The organism is Streptomyces sp. SID5643 (genome assembly GCF_009872555.1).
In the GTDB taxonomy this organism is placed as follows: domain Bacteria; phylum Actinomycetota; class Actinomycetes; order Streptomycetales; family Streptomycetaceae; genus Streptomyces; species Streptomyces iakyrus.
On sequence record NZ_WWIC01000138.1, the window covers coordinates 1 to 14952 of the forward strand.

At 69.6% G+C, this 14952-nt stretch carries 17 protein-coding genes; 12 read left to right on the top strand and 5 right to left on the bottom strand.

Features of this window, described 5'->3' with window-relative positions; all coding sequences use genetic code 11:
* Both GTY56_RS16765 and GTY56_RS16770 read left to right on the top strand, forming a co-directional pair.
* On the top strand, positions 1-806 hold an 806-nt coding region (locus GTY56_RS16765), incomplete at its 5' end, for an RDD family protein (RefSeq protein ID WP_161366193.1).
* 60 nt (positions 807-866) lie between these two features.
* Positions 867-1550: an RDD family protein gene (locus tag GTY56_RS16770; protein ID WP_161366194.1), complete on the top strand. Its 684-nt coding sequence runs from the start codon at positions 867-869 to the stop codon at positions 1548-1550.
* A gap of 34 nt (positions 1551-1584) precedes the next feature.
* Here GTY56_RS16770 and GTY56_RS16775 read toward each other — a convergent pair whose 3' ends face one another.
* A complete protein-coding gene (locus GTY56_RS16775; RefSeq protein WP_161366260.1) occupies positions 1585-1863 on the bottom strand; it encodes a hypothetical protein in 279 nt (92 codons plus the stop codon).
* A gap of 416 nt (positions 1864-2279) precedes the next feature.
* Here GTY56_RS16775 and GTY56_RS16780 point away from each other — a divergent pair, with 416 nt between their 5' ends.
* Both GTY56_RS16780 and GTY56_RS16785 read left to right on the top strand, forming a co-directional pair.
* On the top strand, positions 2280-4628 hold the full coding sequence (locus GTY56_RS16780; RefSeq protein WP_161366195.1) for an immune inhibitor A domain-containing protein: 2349 nt from the start codon (positions 2280-2282) through the stop codon (positions 4626-4628).
* Positions 4629-4750: 122 nt separating this feature from the next.
* Positions 4751-5095 (top strand): hypothetical protein, encoded by a 345-nt coding sequence (locus GTY56_RS16785; protein ID WP_161366196.1) that lies wholly within the window; start codon positions 4751-4753, stop codon positions 5093-5095.
* 28 nt (positions 5096-5123) lie between these two features.
* Here the strand turns inward: GTY56_RS16785 and GTY56_RS16790 are convergent, their stop codons facing one another.
* Together GTY56_RS16790 and GTY56_RS16795 are read right to left on the bottom strand one after the other, a co-directional pair.
* Positions 5124-5714 carry a nicotinamidase gene (locus GTY56_RS16790; protein ID WP_161366197.1) on the bottom strand — a complete coding sequence of 197 codons (591 nt, stop codon included), beginning with the start codon at positions 5712-5714 and terminating at the stop codon, positions 5124-5126.
* Between the two features lie 114 nt (positions 5715-5828).
* Positions 5829-7175 (bottom strand): nicotinate phosphoribosyltransferase, encoded by a 1347-nt coding sequence (locus GTY56_RS16795; protein WP_161366198.1) that lies wholly within the window; start codon positions 7173-7175, stop codon positions 5829-5831.
* 107 nt (positions 7176-7282) lie between these two features.
* Between GTY56_RS16795 and clpS the strand changes: the two genes are divergently transcribed.
* The 7 genes from clpS to GTY56_RS16830 all read left to right on the top strand — a co-directional run bounded on the left by clpS (position 7283) and on the right by GTY56_RS16830 (position 12133).
* The gene (gene clpS / locus GTY56_RS16800; protein WP_031102986.1) at positions 7283-7600 is read left to right on the top strand and encodes an ATP-dependent Clp protease adapter ClpS; all 318 of its coding nucleotides are present in this window, start codon (positions 7283-7285) and stop codon (positions 7598-7600) included.
* 32 nt (positions 7601-7632) lie between these two features.
* Positions 7633-8238 (top strand): DUF2017 domain-containing protein, encoded by a 606-nt coding sequence (locus GTY56_RS16805; protein WP_033308161.1) that lies wholly within the window; start codon positions 7633-7635, stop codon positions 8236-8238.
* 365 nt (positions 8239-8603) lie between these two features.
* Complete coding sequence (locus GTY56_RS16815; protein WP_161366199.1) at positions 8604-10031, top strand: amino acid permease; 1428 nt, start codon at positions 8604-8606, stop codon at positions 10029-10031.
* Between the two features lie 133 nt (positions 10032-10164).
* On the top strand, positions 10165-10587 hold the full coding sequence (locus GTY56_RS16820) for a M67 family metallopeptidase (protein WP_031140077.1): 423 nt from the start codon (positions 10165-10167) through the stop codon (positions 10585-10587).
* Between the two features lie 98 nt (positions 10588-10685).
* Positions 10686-10781, top strand: coding sequence for a putative leader peptide (locus GTY56_RS41340; RefSeq protein WP_311125941.1), 96 nt, complete (start codon positions 10686-10688; stop codon positions 10779-10781).
* A 116-nt stretch (positions 10782-10897) separates the two neighbouring features.
* A complete protein-coding gene (locus tag GTY56_RS16825) occupies positions 10898-11176 on the top strand; it encodes a MoaD/ThiS family protein (protein ID WP_161366200.1) in 279 nt (92 codons plus the stop codon).
* Between the two features lie 6 nt (positions 11177-11182).
* Positions 11183-12133, top strand: a complete 951-nt coding sequence (locus tag GTY56_RS16830; protein ID WP_161366201.1) for a PLP-dependent cysteine synthase family protein — start codon at positions 11183-11185, stop codon at positions 12131-12133.
* A 61-nt stretch (positions 12134-12194) separates the two neighbouring features.
* Here the strand turns inward: GTY56_RS16830 and GTY56_RS16835 are convergent, their stop codons facing one another.
* Positions 12195-12644, bottom strand: a complete 450-nt coding sequence (locus GTY56_RS16835; RefSeq protein WP_161366202.1) for a type II toxin-antitoxin system PemK/MazF family toxin — start codon at positions 12642-12644, stop codon at positions 12195-12197.
* A 213-nt stretch (positions 12645-12857) separates the two neighbouring features.
* On the opposite strand from GTY56_RS16835, the gene GTY56_RS16840 reads away from it, so the two are divergent.
* The gene (locus GTY56_RS16840; RefSeq protein WP_161366203.1) at positions 12858-13610 is read left to right on the top strand and encodes an MBL fold metallo-hydrolase; all 753 of its coding nucleotides are present in this window, start codon (positions 12858-12860) and stop codon (positions 13608-13610) included.
* 70 nt (positions 13611-13680) lie between these two features.
* Here the strand turns inward: GTY56_RS16840 and GTY56_RS16845 are convergent, their stop codons facing one another.
* Positions 13681-14943: a PTS transporter subunit EIIC gene (locus GTY56_RS16845; RefSeq protein ID WP_161366204.1), complete on the bottom strand. Its 1263-nt coding sequence runs from the start codon at positions 14941-14943 to the stop codon at positions 13681-13683.
* Positions 14944-14952: the final 9 nt, after the last annotated feature.

The following is a 14952-nucleotide window of genomic DNA, read 5'->3' on the forward strand; positions in this document are numbered from 1 at the left end:
AGGCGGCCGCCGCCCGCGCCTCCGCCGCGCACTCCGGTGCCGGGAGCGCGGCGGCTCAGGCCTCCGGGGCCGCCCCGACGGCGCTGTCCGGACCCCAGGCGGCACCCGTCGTCCCCGCGCAGTCCGGGGGGTCCGGCCATGCCCAGCCCGGCGCCGCGGCCTCCTCCGGTACGCCCCTCAGCCCGGGCCCCGGCGGCGGCCAGTCCTCCTGGGCGCAGCAGGTGCACCGGCTCGCCGGAGCCGGCGGCGGTGACGAACAGCCCGTCACCCCCTGGAAGCCGCCGGTCGAGGACGTGTTCCAGGCGGCCGCCCGGCGCCAGGCGGAGGCTCGCCCGGCCGGACTCGGCAAGCGCCTGGCCGCCCGGCTGCTGGACACCGTCGTGCTCGCCGCGCTCACTGCCGCGGCCGCCGTCCCGCTCGGCACCAAGGCGATCGACCACGTCAACGAGAAGATCGACGCGGCCAAGCTCTCCGGCGAGACGGTCACGGTCTGGCTGCTCGACGGCACCACCTCGATCTACCTCGGCATCATCCTGGCCGTGCTGCTGCTCGCCGGCGTGCTCTGCGAGGTGCTGCCCACCGCCAAGTGGGGCCGCACCCTCGGCAAGAAGCTGATGGGTCTCGACGTCCGCGACATCGAGGGCCACGACTCGCCCGACTTCGGCGCGGCTCTGCGCCGCTGGCTGGTCTACAGCGTGCCCGGGCTCCTCGTGGTGGGGATCGTCGGCGTCGCCTGGTGCCTGTTCGACCGGCCCTGGCGGCAGTGCTGGCACGACAAGGCCGCGCACACGTTCGTGGCGGGCTGACCTCCCTCGGACGGCCGTCCGCCGGATGCGGAGGCCAGGGGTTCGCGGTCGACTCGGGCCATGAGCAGCGAACCGCCCTCCGGCTCCGGTCAGCAGCCCCCGGAAGACGACCCGTTCCGCAAGCGCCCCCCGAACGAGCCGCCCGGCCAGGGTGCGGGGTCGCCCTACGGCAGCCAACCCCCGCCGTACGAGGGCGGCGGCCCGGGTGGCCCCGGCGGTCCGGGTGACGGCTTCGGGGGCGGGCCCTACGGCGGTGATCCGTACGGCGGTGGTTCCTACCCCACCGACCCCCTCGCCGGCATGCCCCCGCTCGCCGACAGCGTCAAGCGCACGCTCGCGCGCATCATCGACATGATCCTGGTGGGTGCCGTCGTCTGGCTGCTCACGTGGGGCTTCGCCGTCAACCAGTACGACGTGGACGGCGACCGCCAGATCAGCAAGTCGTTCTGGCAGGCGTCGATTTTCGCCGTCCTCTACATCGCCTACGACACCGTTCTGACGGCGAGGAACGGCCAGACCCTCGGCAAGAAGCTGCTGCACATGCGCGTGGCCAACCTGGACAACGGCGCGACGCCCTCCGTGCCGAACGCGCTGGCGCGCGCCGCCGTGCTGTGGCTCCCGTTCGCCTTCTGCTGTCCTTGTGTCTGGCTGGTGATCTGCGGCGGCTGGAGCTTCTTCGACCGGCCCTACAAGCAGGGCCTGCACGACAAGGCGGCCAAAACGGTGGTGGTCAGCACCGATTGAGGCGCGGAGGGATCAACCGTGGTGCAGTGGACGGTCAGGAGGCCGCCCGTTCGCGTACCGGCTCCGGGGCCGGCGCCGGGACCGAGGCCCGTACGGGCGCCAGGGGTGCGGGCTTTTCCACTGCGGCGGGGCGCTTCCCGGACAGCGGCACCGTCATGGCCACCAGCAGCCCGAGGGCGAGCGCCGCGACGGCGATGACCGCGATCCCCGCACCCGAACTCGTCCCGGACAGCAGCAGCATGGCGAAGGTCGAGAAGATCACGGTGCACGAACCGTAGGCGAGCTGTGCGGCAGTCGGACGGGGCATGGCCATCATGTCCTCGAAGTGGGGGTCCACGGCGGTGTCGGCCTGGCATTGCGCCGGTCTCCGGGCGTCCGGCCATCCGACATTCTCACCGGCAGGGTGCCCGACCGGAACCGGCGGTAAGCGTGACCTAATCAACAAGGGCGGTGCACAGGGGGCGCACGGAGTCATGACGTCCACGTAGTGGACAAGTGCACGCGCCCGGACGGCCGGTGGTGAGGGCCTCGTGGACAACCGTTTGGTTGTCCGTAAAACGAACGTTGCCTCCGCATAGTGCACTTGACTTGTGCAAGTCAAGGTCTGTCTTTTCTTCTAAACCTCTAGTCAAATGTCGTCACTTGACTACACGCGTTGATCACGCGCGCGCGGATTTCCACGACCGGGACCCTGCCTGCCGCGCGCCCGAACGCGGGGGAGGATCTCAAGTGACCAGTAGACCCTGGACGTTCAGAGCGGCCGCCATAAGCGTGGCGCTCGCGGCGGCCACTGCCACCGCCTCGACCTACGCGGTGGCCGACGACGCCCCGGCTCCCCGGCCCACCACAGTGGACCGGCACGACCCGGCGGAACGTCACCACGACGAGCACGACCTCGAAGGACCGCTGAGCAAGACGCAGGACGCCCAGCGCCAGGAGGCCCTCAACCAGGTCCTGTCGGGCAAGAGCAAGGTCAAGAACCGCGAGGGCTCGAAGGTCGTCCAGCTCAAGAGCAAGAAGGGCGACGCCAAGTACGTCGAGCTCGGCCGCGAGAAGACCGACAAGATCTTCACGATCCTCGTCGAGTTCGGCGACCAGGTCGACAGCCGCTACGGCGGCACCCCGGGCCCGCTGCACAACGCGATACCCAAGCCCGACCGCAAGAAGGACAACTCCACGGCCTGGCGGGCCGACTACGACCGGGACTACTTCCAGGACCTGTACTTCGGTTCCGGCAAGGGCGTCGACTCCGTCAAGACCTACTACGAGAAGCAGTCCTCGGGCCGCTACTCGGTCGACGGTGAGGTCTCCGACTGGGTCAAGGTGCCCTACAACGAGGCGCGCTACGGCAACAACGCCTGTGGCGACACCAACTGCTCCAGCGTGTGGAACGTCGTCAGCGACGGTCTGAACGCCTGGGTCTCCCAGCAGAAGGCAGCGGGGAGGACCGACGCGCAGATCAAGGCGGACGTCGCGCGCTTCGACGAGTGGGACCGCTACGACTTCGACGGCGACGGCGACTTCAACGAGCCCGACGGCTACATCGACCACTTCCAGATCGTGCACGCCGGCGAGGACGAGTCCGCGGGCGGCGGCGCCCAGGGCACCGACGCGATCTGGGCCCACCGCTGGTACGCCTTCGGCACCGACGCCGGTGCCACCGGCCCCGAGAACAACAAGCTCGGCGGCGCGAAGATCGGCGACACCGGCATCTGGGTCGGCGACTACACCGTCCAGCCGGAGAACGGCGGACTCGGCGTCTACGCCCACGAGTACGGCCACGACCTCGGTCTGCCGGACCACTACGACACCGCGGGCGGCGAGAACTCCACCGGCTTCTGGACGCTGATGTCGTCCGGCTCCTGGCTCGGCACCGGCAAGAACGAGATCGGCGACCTGCCCGGCGACATGACCGCCTGGGACAAGCTCCAGCTCGGCTGGCTGAACTTCGACAAGGCCAAGGCCGGCGTCAACTCCTGGCACAAGCTGGGCGTGGCGGAGTACAACACCAAGCACAAGCAGGCCCTGGTCGTCGACCTCCCCAAGAAGGCGGTCACCACCGAGGTCGTCACCCCCGCCGAGGGCAAGACGCAGTGGTGGAGCGGCAGCGGCGACAACCTCAAGAACTCCCTGACGCGTACGGTCGACCTGACCGGCACGTCGAAGGCGCAGCTGACCCTCGACGGCTGGTACGACATCGAGGCCAACTACGACTTCCTCTACACCGAGGTCTCGACCGACGGCGGCGCCAACTGGACCGCTGTCGACGGCACGGTGGACGGTCAGCCGATTCCGCGTGACGCCAGCGACAAGCCGGTCCTGACCGGCACGGTCGACGGCTACAAGAAGCTCGCCTTCCCGCTCGACGCCTACGCGGGCAAGAAGATCGACCTGCGCTTCCGCTACCAGACCGACGGCGGCGTGGCCCAGAAGGGCTTCGCGGCCGACGCGATCACGGTGACGGCCGACGGCGCGCCCGTCTTCTCCGACAACGCCGAGAGCGCGGACGCCGCGTGGAAGGCCACCGGCTTCTCCCGCATCGGCGCGTCCTTCACCAAGGACTACGCGCAGTACTACATCGCCGAGAACCGGCAGTACGTGTCGTACGACAAGACGCTGAAGACCGGCCCGTACAACTTCGGCTTCACGGCGCGCCCGGACTGGGTGGAGCACTACGCGTACCAGAACGGCCTGCTGATCTGGAAGTGGGACACCTCCCAGGTCGACAACAACACCAGCCAGCACAAGGGCACCGGTCTTGTCCTGCCGATCGACTCGCACCCCACCGCGCTGAAGTGGACCGACGGCACGCTGATGCGCAACCGCATCCAGGCCTACGACTCGCCGTTCAGCCTCTACCGCACCGACGGCATGACGCTGCACAAGGCGGACGTGGCGAAGTACATCCCGGGGTCGAAGGGCGTCTCGGTCTTCAACGACCGGAAGAACACCTACTACGACGAGTCGAACCCCACCGCGGGTGTCAAGATCACTGACACCAACACGAAGATCAAGATCCTCAAGGAGGCCAAGGACGGCTCGACGATCGAGCTGGAGGTCGGCGCCGCGGGTAGGTAATCCGCATCCTTGCAGGTCAGAGCATGATCGGCGGTGACCCACTGGCGGGTCACCGCCGATCCGTGTTTAGGTGCGTCCTGTGGCTCTCTTATTGACACCGACCGACACGGGGGGATGAGCGCATGGCCGCAGGAGGCTTCTGCAAGCTGCCGAACGGCACGGTGGTGGTGGCACTGAACCTGCCCAGCCCCGCCGCCGACGGTCCCGGCGCCGTCCGCGTCCTCGTCCACTCGGTGAACCGGGCCCGGGCCCTGACCAGGCTCCGCAACCTCGGTCTGCGGTCGGTCTACCTGCGCGGCAACGCCGCCCCGCCGACCCCCGACGAGATCACGGCGGTCCTGCACCACCCGGACGGCCTCATATGGCGCACGGCCCCCGACAACGGTGTCGTGGCGAGCCCGGACCTCGCGCAGGAACTGTGGCGGCCGATCAGAGCGCTCCTCAGGCGCCCGACGGCCCAGACCTGACCGGCGGACGCCCCGCTGGGCGCCGGGGCTACTGCACGACCGGCTTGCCCGACAGCTCCACGCCCGCCTGGCGCAGCTCCTCCAGGGCCCGCTCGGTGCTCTCCTGGGCCACCCCGGCCGTCAGGTCCAGCAGGACCTGCGTACGGAAGCCCTCGCGGGCGGCGTCGAGGGCCGTGGCGCGCACGCAGTGGTCCGTGGCGATGCCGACCACGTCGACCTCGGTGACGTCGCGCGAGCGCAGCCAGTCGGCCAGGGGCGTGCCGTTCTCGTCCGTGCCCTCGAAACCGCTGTAGGCCGCCGAGTACGCCCCCTTGTCGAACACCGCGTCGATCGAGCCGGAGGCGACGGCGGGGGCGAAGTTCGGGTGGAAGCCGACGCCCTCCGTGCCGGCGACGCAGTGCGCGGGCCAGGAGCGGGCGTAGTCCGGGTTGGCGGAGAAGTGGCCGCCGGGGGCGATGTGGTGGTCGCGGGTGGCCACGACGTGCTGGTAGCCGGACCCGGCCGCCTGCCCGATCAGCTCCGTGACGGCGGCGGCCACATCGGCACCACCGCTCACCGCGAGGCTGCCCCCCTCGCAGAAGTCGTTCTGCACATCGACGACGATCAAGGCGCGGCGCATGGTCGGTGTCCTTCGGCTATGAGGTCGGCAAGCCCGGCCGTTGGACCACCGAGCCTATTGACAGAGGGGAGCGGACGGGAGGGGGCAAGGGTCGGCGCGTCACGGCACACGCCATTAGCTACCCGAGCTCTCGTGCAGGTACTCCGTGGGAAGGACGGGCTCCCCGCGCGAGAGCTGCGTGGCGGACATCGGGAGACTCGCGCGCGCCCTCGTGTGCCGCTCGCGCGCCGTGTCCAGGGGCTCGCGCGCCACCACCTCGCCGCCCTTGACCAGCTCCACCAGCAGCTGCCGCTCCGCGAGCCCGGCCGGCACCGGCCCGGTCCCGATCACCTCGGCCTCGGCGACCCCGTGGGAGTCCACCCGCCGCGCGGCCCACTTGCGTCCGCCGATCGACGTCTTGCCGCCGCTGGACTTCTTCGCCACCGGCACCAGCGGCGCCTTCGGATCCACGGACTCGGCCCGCGCGACCAGCTTGTAGACCATCGAGGAGGTGGGGTGGCCGGAGCCGGTCACCAGCTGCGTCCCGACGCCGTAGGCGTCCACCGGCGCCGCGGCCAGCGAGGCGATCGCGTACTCGTCCAGGTCCGAGGTCACGACGATCTTCGTGTCCCTCGCGCCCAGCTCGTCGAGCTGCTGGCGCACCCGGTGCGCCACCAGCAGCAGGTCACCCGAGTCGATCCGCACCGCGCCCAGCTCGGTCCCGGCGACCTCGACGGCCGTGCGGACCGCCTCGGCGACGTCGTAGGTGTCCACCAGCAGCGTGGTGCCCCGGCCCAGCGTGTTCACCTGGGCCTGGAAGGCGTCCCGCTCGCTGTCGTGCAGCAGGATGAAGGCGTGCGCGGAGGTGCCGACGGTCGGGATGCCGTAGCGGAAGCCGGCCGCCAGGTCGGAGGTGGTCGCGAAACCGCCGACGTAGGCGGCCCGGGAGGCCGCCACCGCCGCCAGCTCGTGGGTGCGCCGGGCGCCCATCTCGATCAGCGGCCGCTCGCCGGCCGCCGCCGACATGCGCGAGGCGGCCGCGGCGATCGCCGAGTCGTGGTTGAGGATCGACAGGATCACCGTCTCCAGCAGCACGCACTCGGCGAAGGTGCCCTCGACCCGCATGATCGGCGAGCCCGGGAAGTACACCTCGCCCTCGGGATAGCCCCAGATGTCGCCGCGGAACCGGTAGCCGGCGAGCCACTGGAGGGTCTCCTCGTCGACGATCTCCCGCTCGCGCAGGAAGTTCAGCACGGCCGTGTCGAAGCGGAAGTTCTCCACCGCGTCCAGCACCCGGCCGGTGCCGCCCACGACGCCGTAGCGGCGCCCGTCGGGCAGGCGCCGGGTGAAGACCTCGAACACGCTCCGCCGCTCGGCCGTGCCGGCCGTCAGGGCGGCGCGCAGCATCGTCAGCTCGTACTGGTCCGTGAAGAGAGCCGTCGAGGGGACATCCACCGGCAGCCCAAGGTCCGCTGTGTTCATGCTCTGGAGCGTACCCCCATTTCGTCAATCTGACGATTGCGGTCCGCGGACACGCGATCGCCTTGCGGCCAGGCCCGTTTGTGCGACTACCCCCCTCGGGTGGCAGCATGGGCAGTGTGACGTCACCCGCGCCCCTGGAGATCGAACGCACCGAGTCGGCGGAGGAGGTCTTCGCCGTACCCGAGCCGGACGTCCCGTGGGTCACCATCGTCCACAACGACCCGGTCAACCTCATGAGCTACGTGACGTACGTCTTCCAGTCGTACTTCGGCTACTCCAAGGACAAGGCCACCAAGCTCATGCTCGACGTCCACCACAAGGGCCGGGCGGTCGTCTCCAGCGGCAGCCGCGAGGAGATGGAACGCGACGTGCAGGCCATGCACGGCTACGGCCTGTGGGCCACCCTCCAGCAGGACCGCAAGTAGCCAGCACCCCGCCCAGCAGCGAAAAGGCGTTCATGCCCGGAACCTTCGAACCGCTCCCCGGCGGCGGCGCGGCCGTCGCCCTCGACGACGTCGAGATCTCCATCATCCGGTCGCTGGCCGTCCAGCTCCTGGAGCTCATCGGCCCCGGCCCCGCCGAGGACAGCGGCGACCCGCTCGCCGACCTGTTCGCCGAGGGCCCCAGCGAACCGCCCAGCGACCCGGTCCTGAGGCGGCTCTTCCCGGACGCCTACAGCGACCCGGAGCAGCCCGCCTCGCCGCGGGACGCCGAGGAGCAGAAGGCGTACTCCGCGGAGTTCCGGCGCTACACCGAGAACGACCTGCGGGCCGGCAAGCGGGACAGTGCCCTCGCGGTGATCCGCTCCCTCGACGCGCTTTCCTCGGCCTCGGCCGGTGAGGGCGGCGCGGTGCTGAAGCTGTCGCCGGCGGAGTCGCAGCAGTGGCTGGGCGCCCTGAACGACCTGCGGCTCGCGATCGGCTCGCGGCTGGAGATCACCGACGACGAGGACACCGACCTCCTCTACCGCCTCCCGGACACGGACCCGCGCAAGCCGATGGTGATGGCCTACCTGTGGCTCGGTGGACTCCAGGAGACGCTGGTCGGAACCCTTATGGCCTGATCAGTGCAGGTTCTGTGACCGGCGGGTGACCGATTGGTGTTCGCTCAGAGGACACTCAAATCCGGATAACGATCCCGTCACCGCACCCGCCTTCTATGGCCCCCTCGAAAGCTTTTTGTCCGCTTTTCCCTGTGCGGTGTGCCACATCCCACCCCTGTGATCAGTGTTGCGGCCGTGATAAATCTTCACGACCGCCCGGCAGAACACCACCCGAATGTTCGGCCGGGTGCGCCACCGAGCCGGCAACCGCCGGCCAGGCACGAGCGCGCTTTCGGGCCCGCTCAACTCCATCATTCCGGGGGGATCGAAACCCGATCCGAGGCCGACGAGAGGCCCGGGTCGGCATGGAGAAAGGCGCACCACACATGACCTCTGCGCAGGTCGACACGGAAAACGTGCCCGAAGAGGGGTACGAGCGGGGACTGGGCAGTCGCCAGGTCCAGATGATCGCGATCGGCGGCGCCATCGGCGTCGGCCTGTTCATGGGTGCCGGAGCGAACATCGCCAAGGCGGGACCCAGCATCATCCTCATGTACGCCCTCGCCGGCGTCGTGATCTTCTTCATCATGCGGGCCCTGGGCGAGCTGCTCCTCTACCGGCCCGTCTCCGGCTCCTTCGCCGAGTACGCCCGTGAGTTCCTCGGCCCGTTCTTCGGGTTCGTCACGGGCTGGACGTACTGGCTCATGTGGGTGGTCACCGGCATGGCCGAACTCACGGCCGCCGCGATCTACATCCACTTCTGGTTCCCGGAGATCCCCCAGTGGGTCAGCGCCCTGGTGTTCCTGGTGGTGCTCTTCGGCGTCAACCTGATCTCCGTCAAGATCTTCGGCGAGGTCGAGTTCTGGTTCTCGATGATCAAGGTCACGGCCATCATCGGCATGATCGTCATCGGTCTCGGCGTGCTCACCCTCGGCTTCTCCGACGCCGGTGACACCGCCACCGTGTCCAACCTCTGGGCGCACGACGGCTTCTTCCCGAACGGCATCGGCTCCAGCCTGATGACGCTCCAGGGCGTCATGTTCGCCTACCTCGCCGTCGAGCTCGTCGGCGTCACCGCCGGTGAGTCCGAGAACCCCGAGAAGACCCTGCCCAAGGCCATCAACACCCTGCCCTGGCGGATCATCGTCTTCTACGTCGGCGCCCTGCTGGTGATCCTGTCCGTCGTCAAGTGGACCGAGTTCTCCGCCGGCGAGAGCCCCTTCGTGCACGCCTTCGGCGAGATCGGCATCCCGCTCGCCGCGGGCATCGTGAACTTCGTGGTGCTCACCGCGGCCCTGTCCTCCTGCAACTCGGGCATGTACTCGACCGGCCGGATGCTGCGCGACCTGGCTTCCAACAGTGAGGCGCCGCAGGCATTCGGCAAGCTCAACGCCCGCAAGACGCCCGCCGTCGGCATCACCGTCTCCGTCGCGCTCATGGGCATCGGCGTCGTCCTGAACTACGTCGTCCCGGAGAAGGCGTTCCTCTACGTCACCTCCGTCGCCACCGCGGCCGGCATCTGGACCTGGATGATGATCCTGGTGAGCCACATCCGCTACCGCTCCGCGGTCGACGCGGGCCGGCTGCGCGCCTCGTCCTTCCCCGCTCCCGGCGGTGCGCTCTTCAGCTGGGTCGCGCTGCTCTTCCTCATCGGCGTGACCTGCATGATCGCGTACGACAAGGACGCACGGGTCTGCCTGTACGTCGCGGCCGGCTGGGCCGTCGCCCTCGGCGTCGGCTGGGCGGTGCTCAAGCGCCGCAACCCGCAGCTCACCGAGCGCCGCGGCGACGCGGAGTTCGAGAAGGTCGGCTGACCAACCCGCGGGACGCCCAGCCGCAGGGACTACTCGTGGCACTCCCTGCGGCTGCCGCTCAGGGCGTCCGGCATATGGGCCGTTCCGTACCAACCCTCGGTACGGAACGGCCCTTCTGCTTATCCTGACGAGCATGCTGACCATCACCCAGGCCCTCGTCGACCAGATCGTCGCCCACGCGCGCAAGGACCACCCCGACGAGGCGTGCGGCGTCGTCGCCGGCCCGGCGGGCTCGGACCGCCCCGAGCGGTTCATCCCCATGCTCAACGCGGCCATGTCGCCCACGTTCTACGAGTTCGACTCCGGCGACCTGCTCAAGCTCTACCGCGAGATGGACGACCGCGACGAGGAGCCGGTGGTCATCTACCACTCCCACACCGCCACCGAGGCCTACCCCTCGCGCACCGACATCTCCTACGCGAACGAGCCGGGAGCCCACTACGTCCTCGTCTCCACCGCCGACACCGACGGCGCCGGCGAGTTCCAGTTCCGCTCCTTCCGGATCGTCGAGGGCGAGGTCACGGAGGAGGAAGTCCAGGTCGTCGAGGCATACTGAGGACGCCTGAACAGCACGGTCTCACTCCCCGACCCGGAAACGTCCGCCATGTGGGATCACATTCCAGAACCCGGACCGGGAATCGATACGATGAGCCCATGGTTTTCCACGACGTGAGCGACAAGACGCCGGGCGAGCTGCTCGTGGCGCGGCTGCACGTCGACCTGTGCAGGCTCGCCAGCGCCATCTGTTGACGCAGGTCCCTGCCGCCGTACGGCCGTGAGCCGCGGCGCCGCACACACGCACCACCCCGCTGTTCCTGCGCTGCCGCGCGCCCCGACCGACTACTCCCGACAGGAGCCCTGAAGCCATGGCCATCGAGGTCCGCATCCCGACCATCCTCCGCACCTACACCGACGGTCAGAAGGCGGTGGAGGGCAGCGGTGACACCCTCGCCGACCTGTTCACCGACCTCGAGACCCGGCACGCCGGGATCCGCGCCCGCATCGTGGACGGCGAGCAGCTGCGCCGCTTCGTCAACGTCTACCTGAACGACGAGGACGTCCGCTTCCTCGACGGCATCAACACCAAGCTGTCGGACGGGGACAACGTCACGATCCTGCCGGCCGTGGCCGGCGGCATGGTCTGATCACCGATGCGCTACGACTCCCCCCTGGCCGCGGTCGGCAACACCCCCCTGGTGCGCCTGCCGCGGCTGTCGCCGTCCGCCGACGTCCGCATCTGGGCGAAGCTGGAGGACCGCAACCCGACGGGATCGGTCAAGGACCGTCCGGCCCTGCACATGATCGAGCAGGCGGAGAAGGACGGCCGCCTGACCCCGGGCTGCACCATCCTGGAGCCGACGTCGGGCAACACCGGCATCTCCCTGGCCATGGCGGCGAAACTCAAGGGCTACCGCATCGTCTGCGTGATGCCGGAGAACACCTCGCAGGAACGCCGGGACCTGCTGGGCATGTGGGGCGCGGAGATCATCTCCTCCCCGGCGGCGGGCGGTTCCAACACCGCCGTGCGCGTCGCCAAGGAGCTCTCGGCCGAGCACCCCGACTGGGTGATGCTCTACCAGTACGGCAACCCGGACAACGCGGGCGCCCATTACGCCACGACGGGCCCCGAGATCCTCGCGGACCTGCCGTCCGTCACGCACTTCGTGGCCGGCCTCGGCACCACCGGCACCCTCATGGGCGTCGGCCGCTTCCTGCGCGAACACAAGCCGGACGTCCAGATCGTCGCGGCCGAACCGCGCTACGACGACCTGGTCTACGGCCTGCGCAACCTCGACGAGGGCTTCGTCCCCGAGCTGTACGACGCGTCCGTCCTCACCAGCCGCTTCTCGGTCGGCTCGGCGGACGCGGTCACCCGCACCCGCGAGCTGCTCCAGCAGGAGGGCATCTTCGCCGGCGTGTCCACGGGCGCCGCGCTGCACGCCGCGATCGGCGTCGGCAAGAAGGCCGTCAAGGCGGGGGAGAGCGCCGACATCGTCTTCGTCGTCGCCGACGGCGGCTGGAAGTACCTCTCGACGGGCGTCTACACGGCGGCCACCACGGAGGAGGCCATCGACACGGTCCAGGGCCAGCTCTGGGCGTGACCGACGGCGAGACCCGACACCCGAAGGGCTGGAGTCCACGACTCCAGCCCTTCGCGGTTGCTCAGCCCGCCAGGTACCGCACCCGGTCCCACAGCGCCGGATCCACCACGCCGACCCGCCGCCGGAAACCCCACACCGGGACCTCCCGCAGCTCGTCCGTCTCCAGGAAACTCGCGCGGGCCCGGACGTCACCCACCGACCCCGGGGGCAGCGGGATCACCCCGGTGTGCTCGCCCCGGAACCGGGTGGTGATCTTCGCGACCGTCGCCCGCTCCCCGCGCACCGCCAGCACCAGGCAGGGGCGGTCCTTCGTGCGAGCCTCGTCCTCGTAAGGCACATCGGCCCACCAGATCTCCGCCGGCTGCGGCCGGCCCTCCGGCACGGCGGCCGGTACCGCCGTCCGGACCCGCCGGGCGGACGGCCGCCGGCCCCGGCCCCAGCCGTCGACGAGCGTGGCGACGAGCGCGAGCAGTACCACCGCGGCGAGCGCCAGCCACCAGGACGTGTCCATACTGAGACGTTACCGGCGCCGCCCCTGCCGCGCGCCCCCCTCACGAGGATCACCTGACGGCCGTGCCAGCCGAACCGGTGACACCACAGGTGAGTTCGCCCACAACAGGCCTTTGTGGAGGAGCTAACGGAGGTTTTGCGCCTTACGCTCGACGAACCGCACGACCCCCGACGCCCCTCTCAGACTTATCCCGCCAGCGGAGGTTTCTGCTTCATGAAGCTCACCGTCGTCGGCTGCTCGGGGTCGTTCCCGTCCGCGGAATCGGCCTGCTCGAGCTACCTCGTCGAGGCCGACGGCTTCCGGCTGCTTCTCGACATGGGCAACGGTGCCCTGGGCGAGTTGCAGCGCCACTGCGGTCTCTACGACCTCGACGCGATCTTCCTCAGCCATCTGCACGCCGACCACTGCATCGACATGTGCGCGTACTTCGTCGCGCGCTACTACCGCCACGACGGCGGCCGCTGCGATCCACTCCCCGTCTTCGGTCCCGAAGGCACGGAACACCGGCTGACCACCGCCTACGCGGACACCCCCTCCGCCTCCTCCATGAGCGAGGTCTTCGACTTCCACACGGTCAAGCCGTCCACCTTCGAGATCGGCCCGTTCACGGTGCACACCGAGCGGGTCGCCCACCCGGTGGAGGCCTACGGCATCCGGATCGAGCACGGCGGCACGGTCCTGACGTACTCCGGTGACACCGGCGTGAGCGCCGCGCTGGACGAACTCGCCCGGGACGCCGACCTGTTCCTGTGCGAGGCGGCCTTCACGCACGGCAAGGAGAACATCCCCGACCTGCACCTCAACGGCCGCGAGGCGGGTGAGACGGCGGCCCGGGCCGGAGCCCGCCGCCTGGTCCTCACCCACGTCCCGCCGTGGACGGACCCCCAGGTCAACCTCGCCGACGCCCGCGAGGTGTACGACGGTCCGGTGGACCTCGCAGCGCCCCGGCAGACGTACGAGATCTAGGCCCCGGCGCCCGCACACGCGAAGGCCCCGGAACCCGCTGGGGTTCCGGGGCCTCCTGCGTGGCGCGGGCCTACTTGGCCTCGGCCTTCTGCAACTCGGCGAGCTCCTCGTCGGACTCGCGGCCCGGCGTCGGCAGGTTGAACTTGGTGATCGCGAAGCGGAACACCACGTAGTACACCGCCGCGAAGCACAGACCGACCAGCGCCAGGCCCCACGGGTTGGTCGCGATGCCGAGGTTCAGAGCGAAGTCGATCGCGCCGGCCGAGAAGCCGAAGCCGTCCTTCATCCCCAGGGCCCAGGTCAGGGCCATCGAGACACCGGTGAGCACGGCGTGGATCGCGTAGAGCACCGGGGCGATGAACATGAAGGTGAACTCGATCGGCTCGGTGACACCGGTGACGAACGAGGTCAGCGCGAGGGAGAACATCATGCCGCCGACGACCTTGCGGCGCTCGGGCCGGGCACAGTGCACGATCGCGAGGCAGGCGGCCGGCAGGGCGAACATCATGATCGGGAAGAAGCCGGTCATGAACTGCCCGGCGGTCGGGTCGCCGGCGAGGAAGCGGGCGATGTCACCGTTCTTGCCCTCGTACTCGCCGGCCTGGAGCCACGGGAAGGAGTTCAGCAGGTGGTGCATGCCGACCGGGATCAGCGCACGGTTGGCGACACCGAAGATGCCCGCGCCCACCGCGCCGGAACCGACCAGCCACTCACCGAAGTTGTGCAGGCCCGCGCCGAGGACCGGCCAGATGTATCCGAAGACGATGCCGATGATCAGGCCCGCGAAGGCCGACAGGATCGGAACCAGGCGGCGGCCGCCGAAGAAGCCGGCCCAGTCGGGCAGCTTGGTGCGGTAGAAGCGCTGGTAGAGCAGGGCGACGACGATGCCCATGACCACGCCGCCGAGGACACCGGCGTTGACCGCCTTCTCCACCATGACGACCTTGCCGTCGACGGCGGTCGGCACCTTCGGCTGGTTCGGGTCGGTGAAGGTGGCGAGCACCCGCTGGAAGACCAGGTAGCCGGTGACGGCGGCGAGCGCCGTGGAGCCGTCCGACTTCTTGGCGAAGCCGATCGCGATGCCCACGGCGAACAGCAGCGCCATGTTGTCGAGGATGGCGTTGCCGCCCGCGGCCATGAAGCTCGCGATCTTCGTCAGGAACGCGGGGAACTCGGGACGGCCCAGCATGTCGTCGTTGCCCAGGCGGACCAGCAGGGCGGCAGCGGGGAGCACCGCGACGGGCAGCATCAGGCTGCGGCCGATCCGCTGCATGACGGCCATCACGGCCGAGCCCTTCTTCGGGCTCGCGGGCGCGGCAGTGTCTGTGGACATGAACTTCCT

What these genes read in the sequence shown, in the direction of transcription:
- GTY56_RS41340 (WP_311125941.1), top strand. Translation starts at nt 10,686, where the DNA reads ATGGTTTTCCACGACGTGAGCGACAAGACGCCGGGCGAGCTGCTCGTG.
- GTY56_RS16825 (WP_161366200.1), top strand. Translation starts at nt 10,898, where the DNA reads ATGGCCATCGAGGTCCGCATCCCGACCATCCTCCGCACCTACACCGAC.
- GTY56_RS16835 (WP_161366202.1), bottom strand. Translation starts at nt 12,644, where the DNA reads ATGGACACGTCCTGGTGGCTGGCGCTCGCCGCGGTGGTACTGCTCGCG.
- GTY56_RS16805 (WP_033308161.1), top strand. Translation starts at nt 7,633, where the DNA reads ATGCCCGGAACCTTCGAACCGCTCCCCGGCGGCGGCGCGGCCGTCGCC.
- GTY56_RS16820 (WP_031140077.1), top strand. Translation starts at nt 10,165, where the DNA reads ATGCTGACCATCACCCAGGCCCTCGTCGACCAGATCGTCGCCCACGCG.
- GTY56_RS16770 (WP_161366194.1), top strand. Translation starts at nt 867, where the DNA reads ATGAGCAGCGAACCGCCCTCCGGCTCCGGTCAGCAGCCCCCGGAAGAC.
- clpS (WP_031102986.1), top strand. Translation starts at nt 7,283, where the DNA reads ATGGGCAGTGTGACGTCACCCGCGCCCCTGGAGATCGAACGCACCGAG.
- GTY56_RS16775 (WP_161366260.1), bottom strand. Translation starts at nt 1,863, where the DNA reads ATGGCCATGCCCCGTCCGACTGCCGCACAGCTCGCCTACGGTTCGTGC.
- GTY56_RS16830 (WP_161366201.1), top strand. Translation starts at nt 11,183, where the DNA reads ATGCGCTACGACTCCCCCCTGGCCGCGGTCGGCAACACCCCCCTGGTG.
- GTY56_RS16845 (WP_161366204.1), bottom strand. Translation starts at nt 14,943, where the DNA reads ATGTCCACAGACACTGCCGCGCCCGCGAGCCCGAAGAAGGGCTCGGCC.
- GTY56_RS16795 (WP_161366198.1), bottom strand. Translation starts at nt 7,175, where the DNA reads ATGAACACAGCGGACCTTGGGCTGCCGGTGGATGTCCCCTCGACGGCT.
- GTY56_RS16815 (WP_161366199.1), top strand. Translation starts at nt 8,604, where the DNA reads ATGACCTCTGCGCAGGTCGACACGGAAAACGTGCCCGAAGAGGGGTAC.
- GTY56_RS16790 (WP_161366197.1), bottom strand. Translation starts at nt 5,714, where the DNA reads ATGCGCCGCGCCTTGATCGTCGTCGATGTGCAGAACGACTTCTGCGAG.
- GTY56_RS16840 (WP_161366203.1), top strand. Translation starts at nt 12,858, where the DNA reads ATGAAGCTCACCGTCGTCGGCTGCTCGGGGTCGTTCCCGTCCGCGGAA.
- GTY56_RS16785 (WP_161366196.1), top strand. Translation starts at nt 4,751, where the DNA reads ATGGCCGCAGGAGGCTTCTGCAAGCTGCCGAACGGCACGGTGGTGGTG.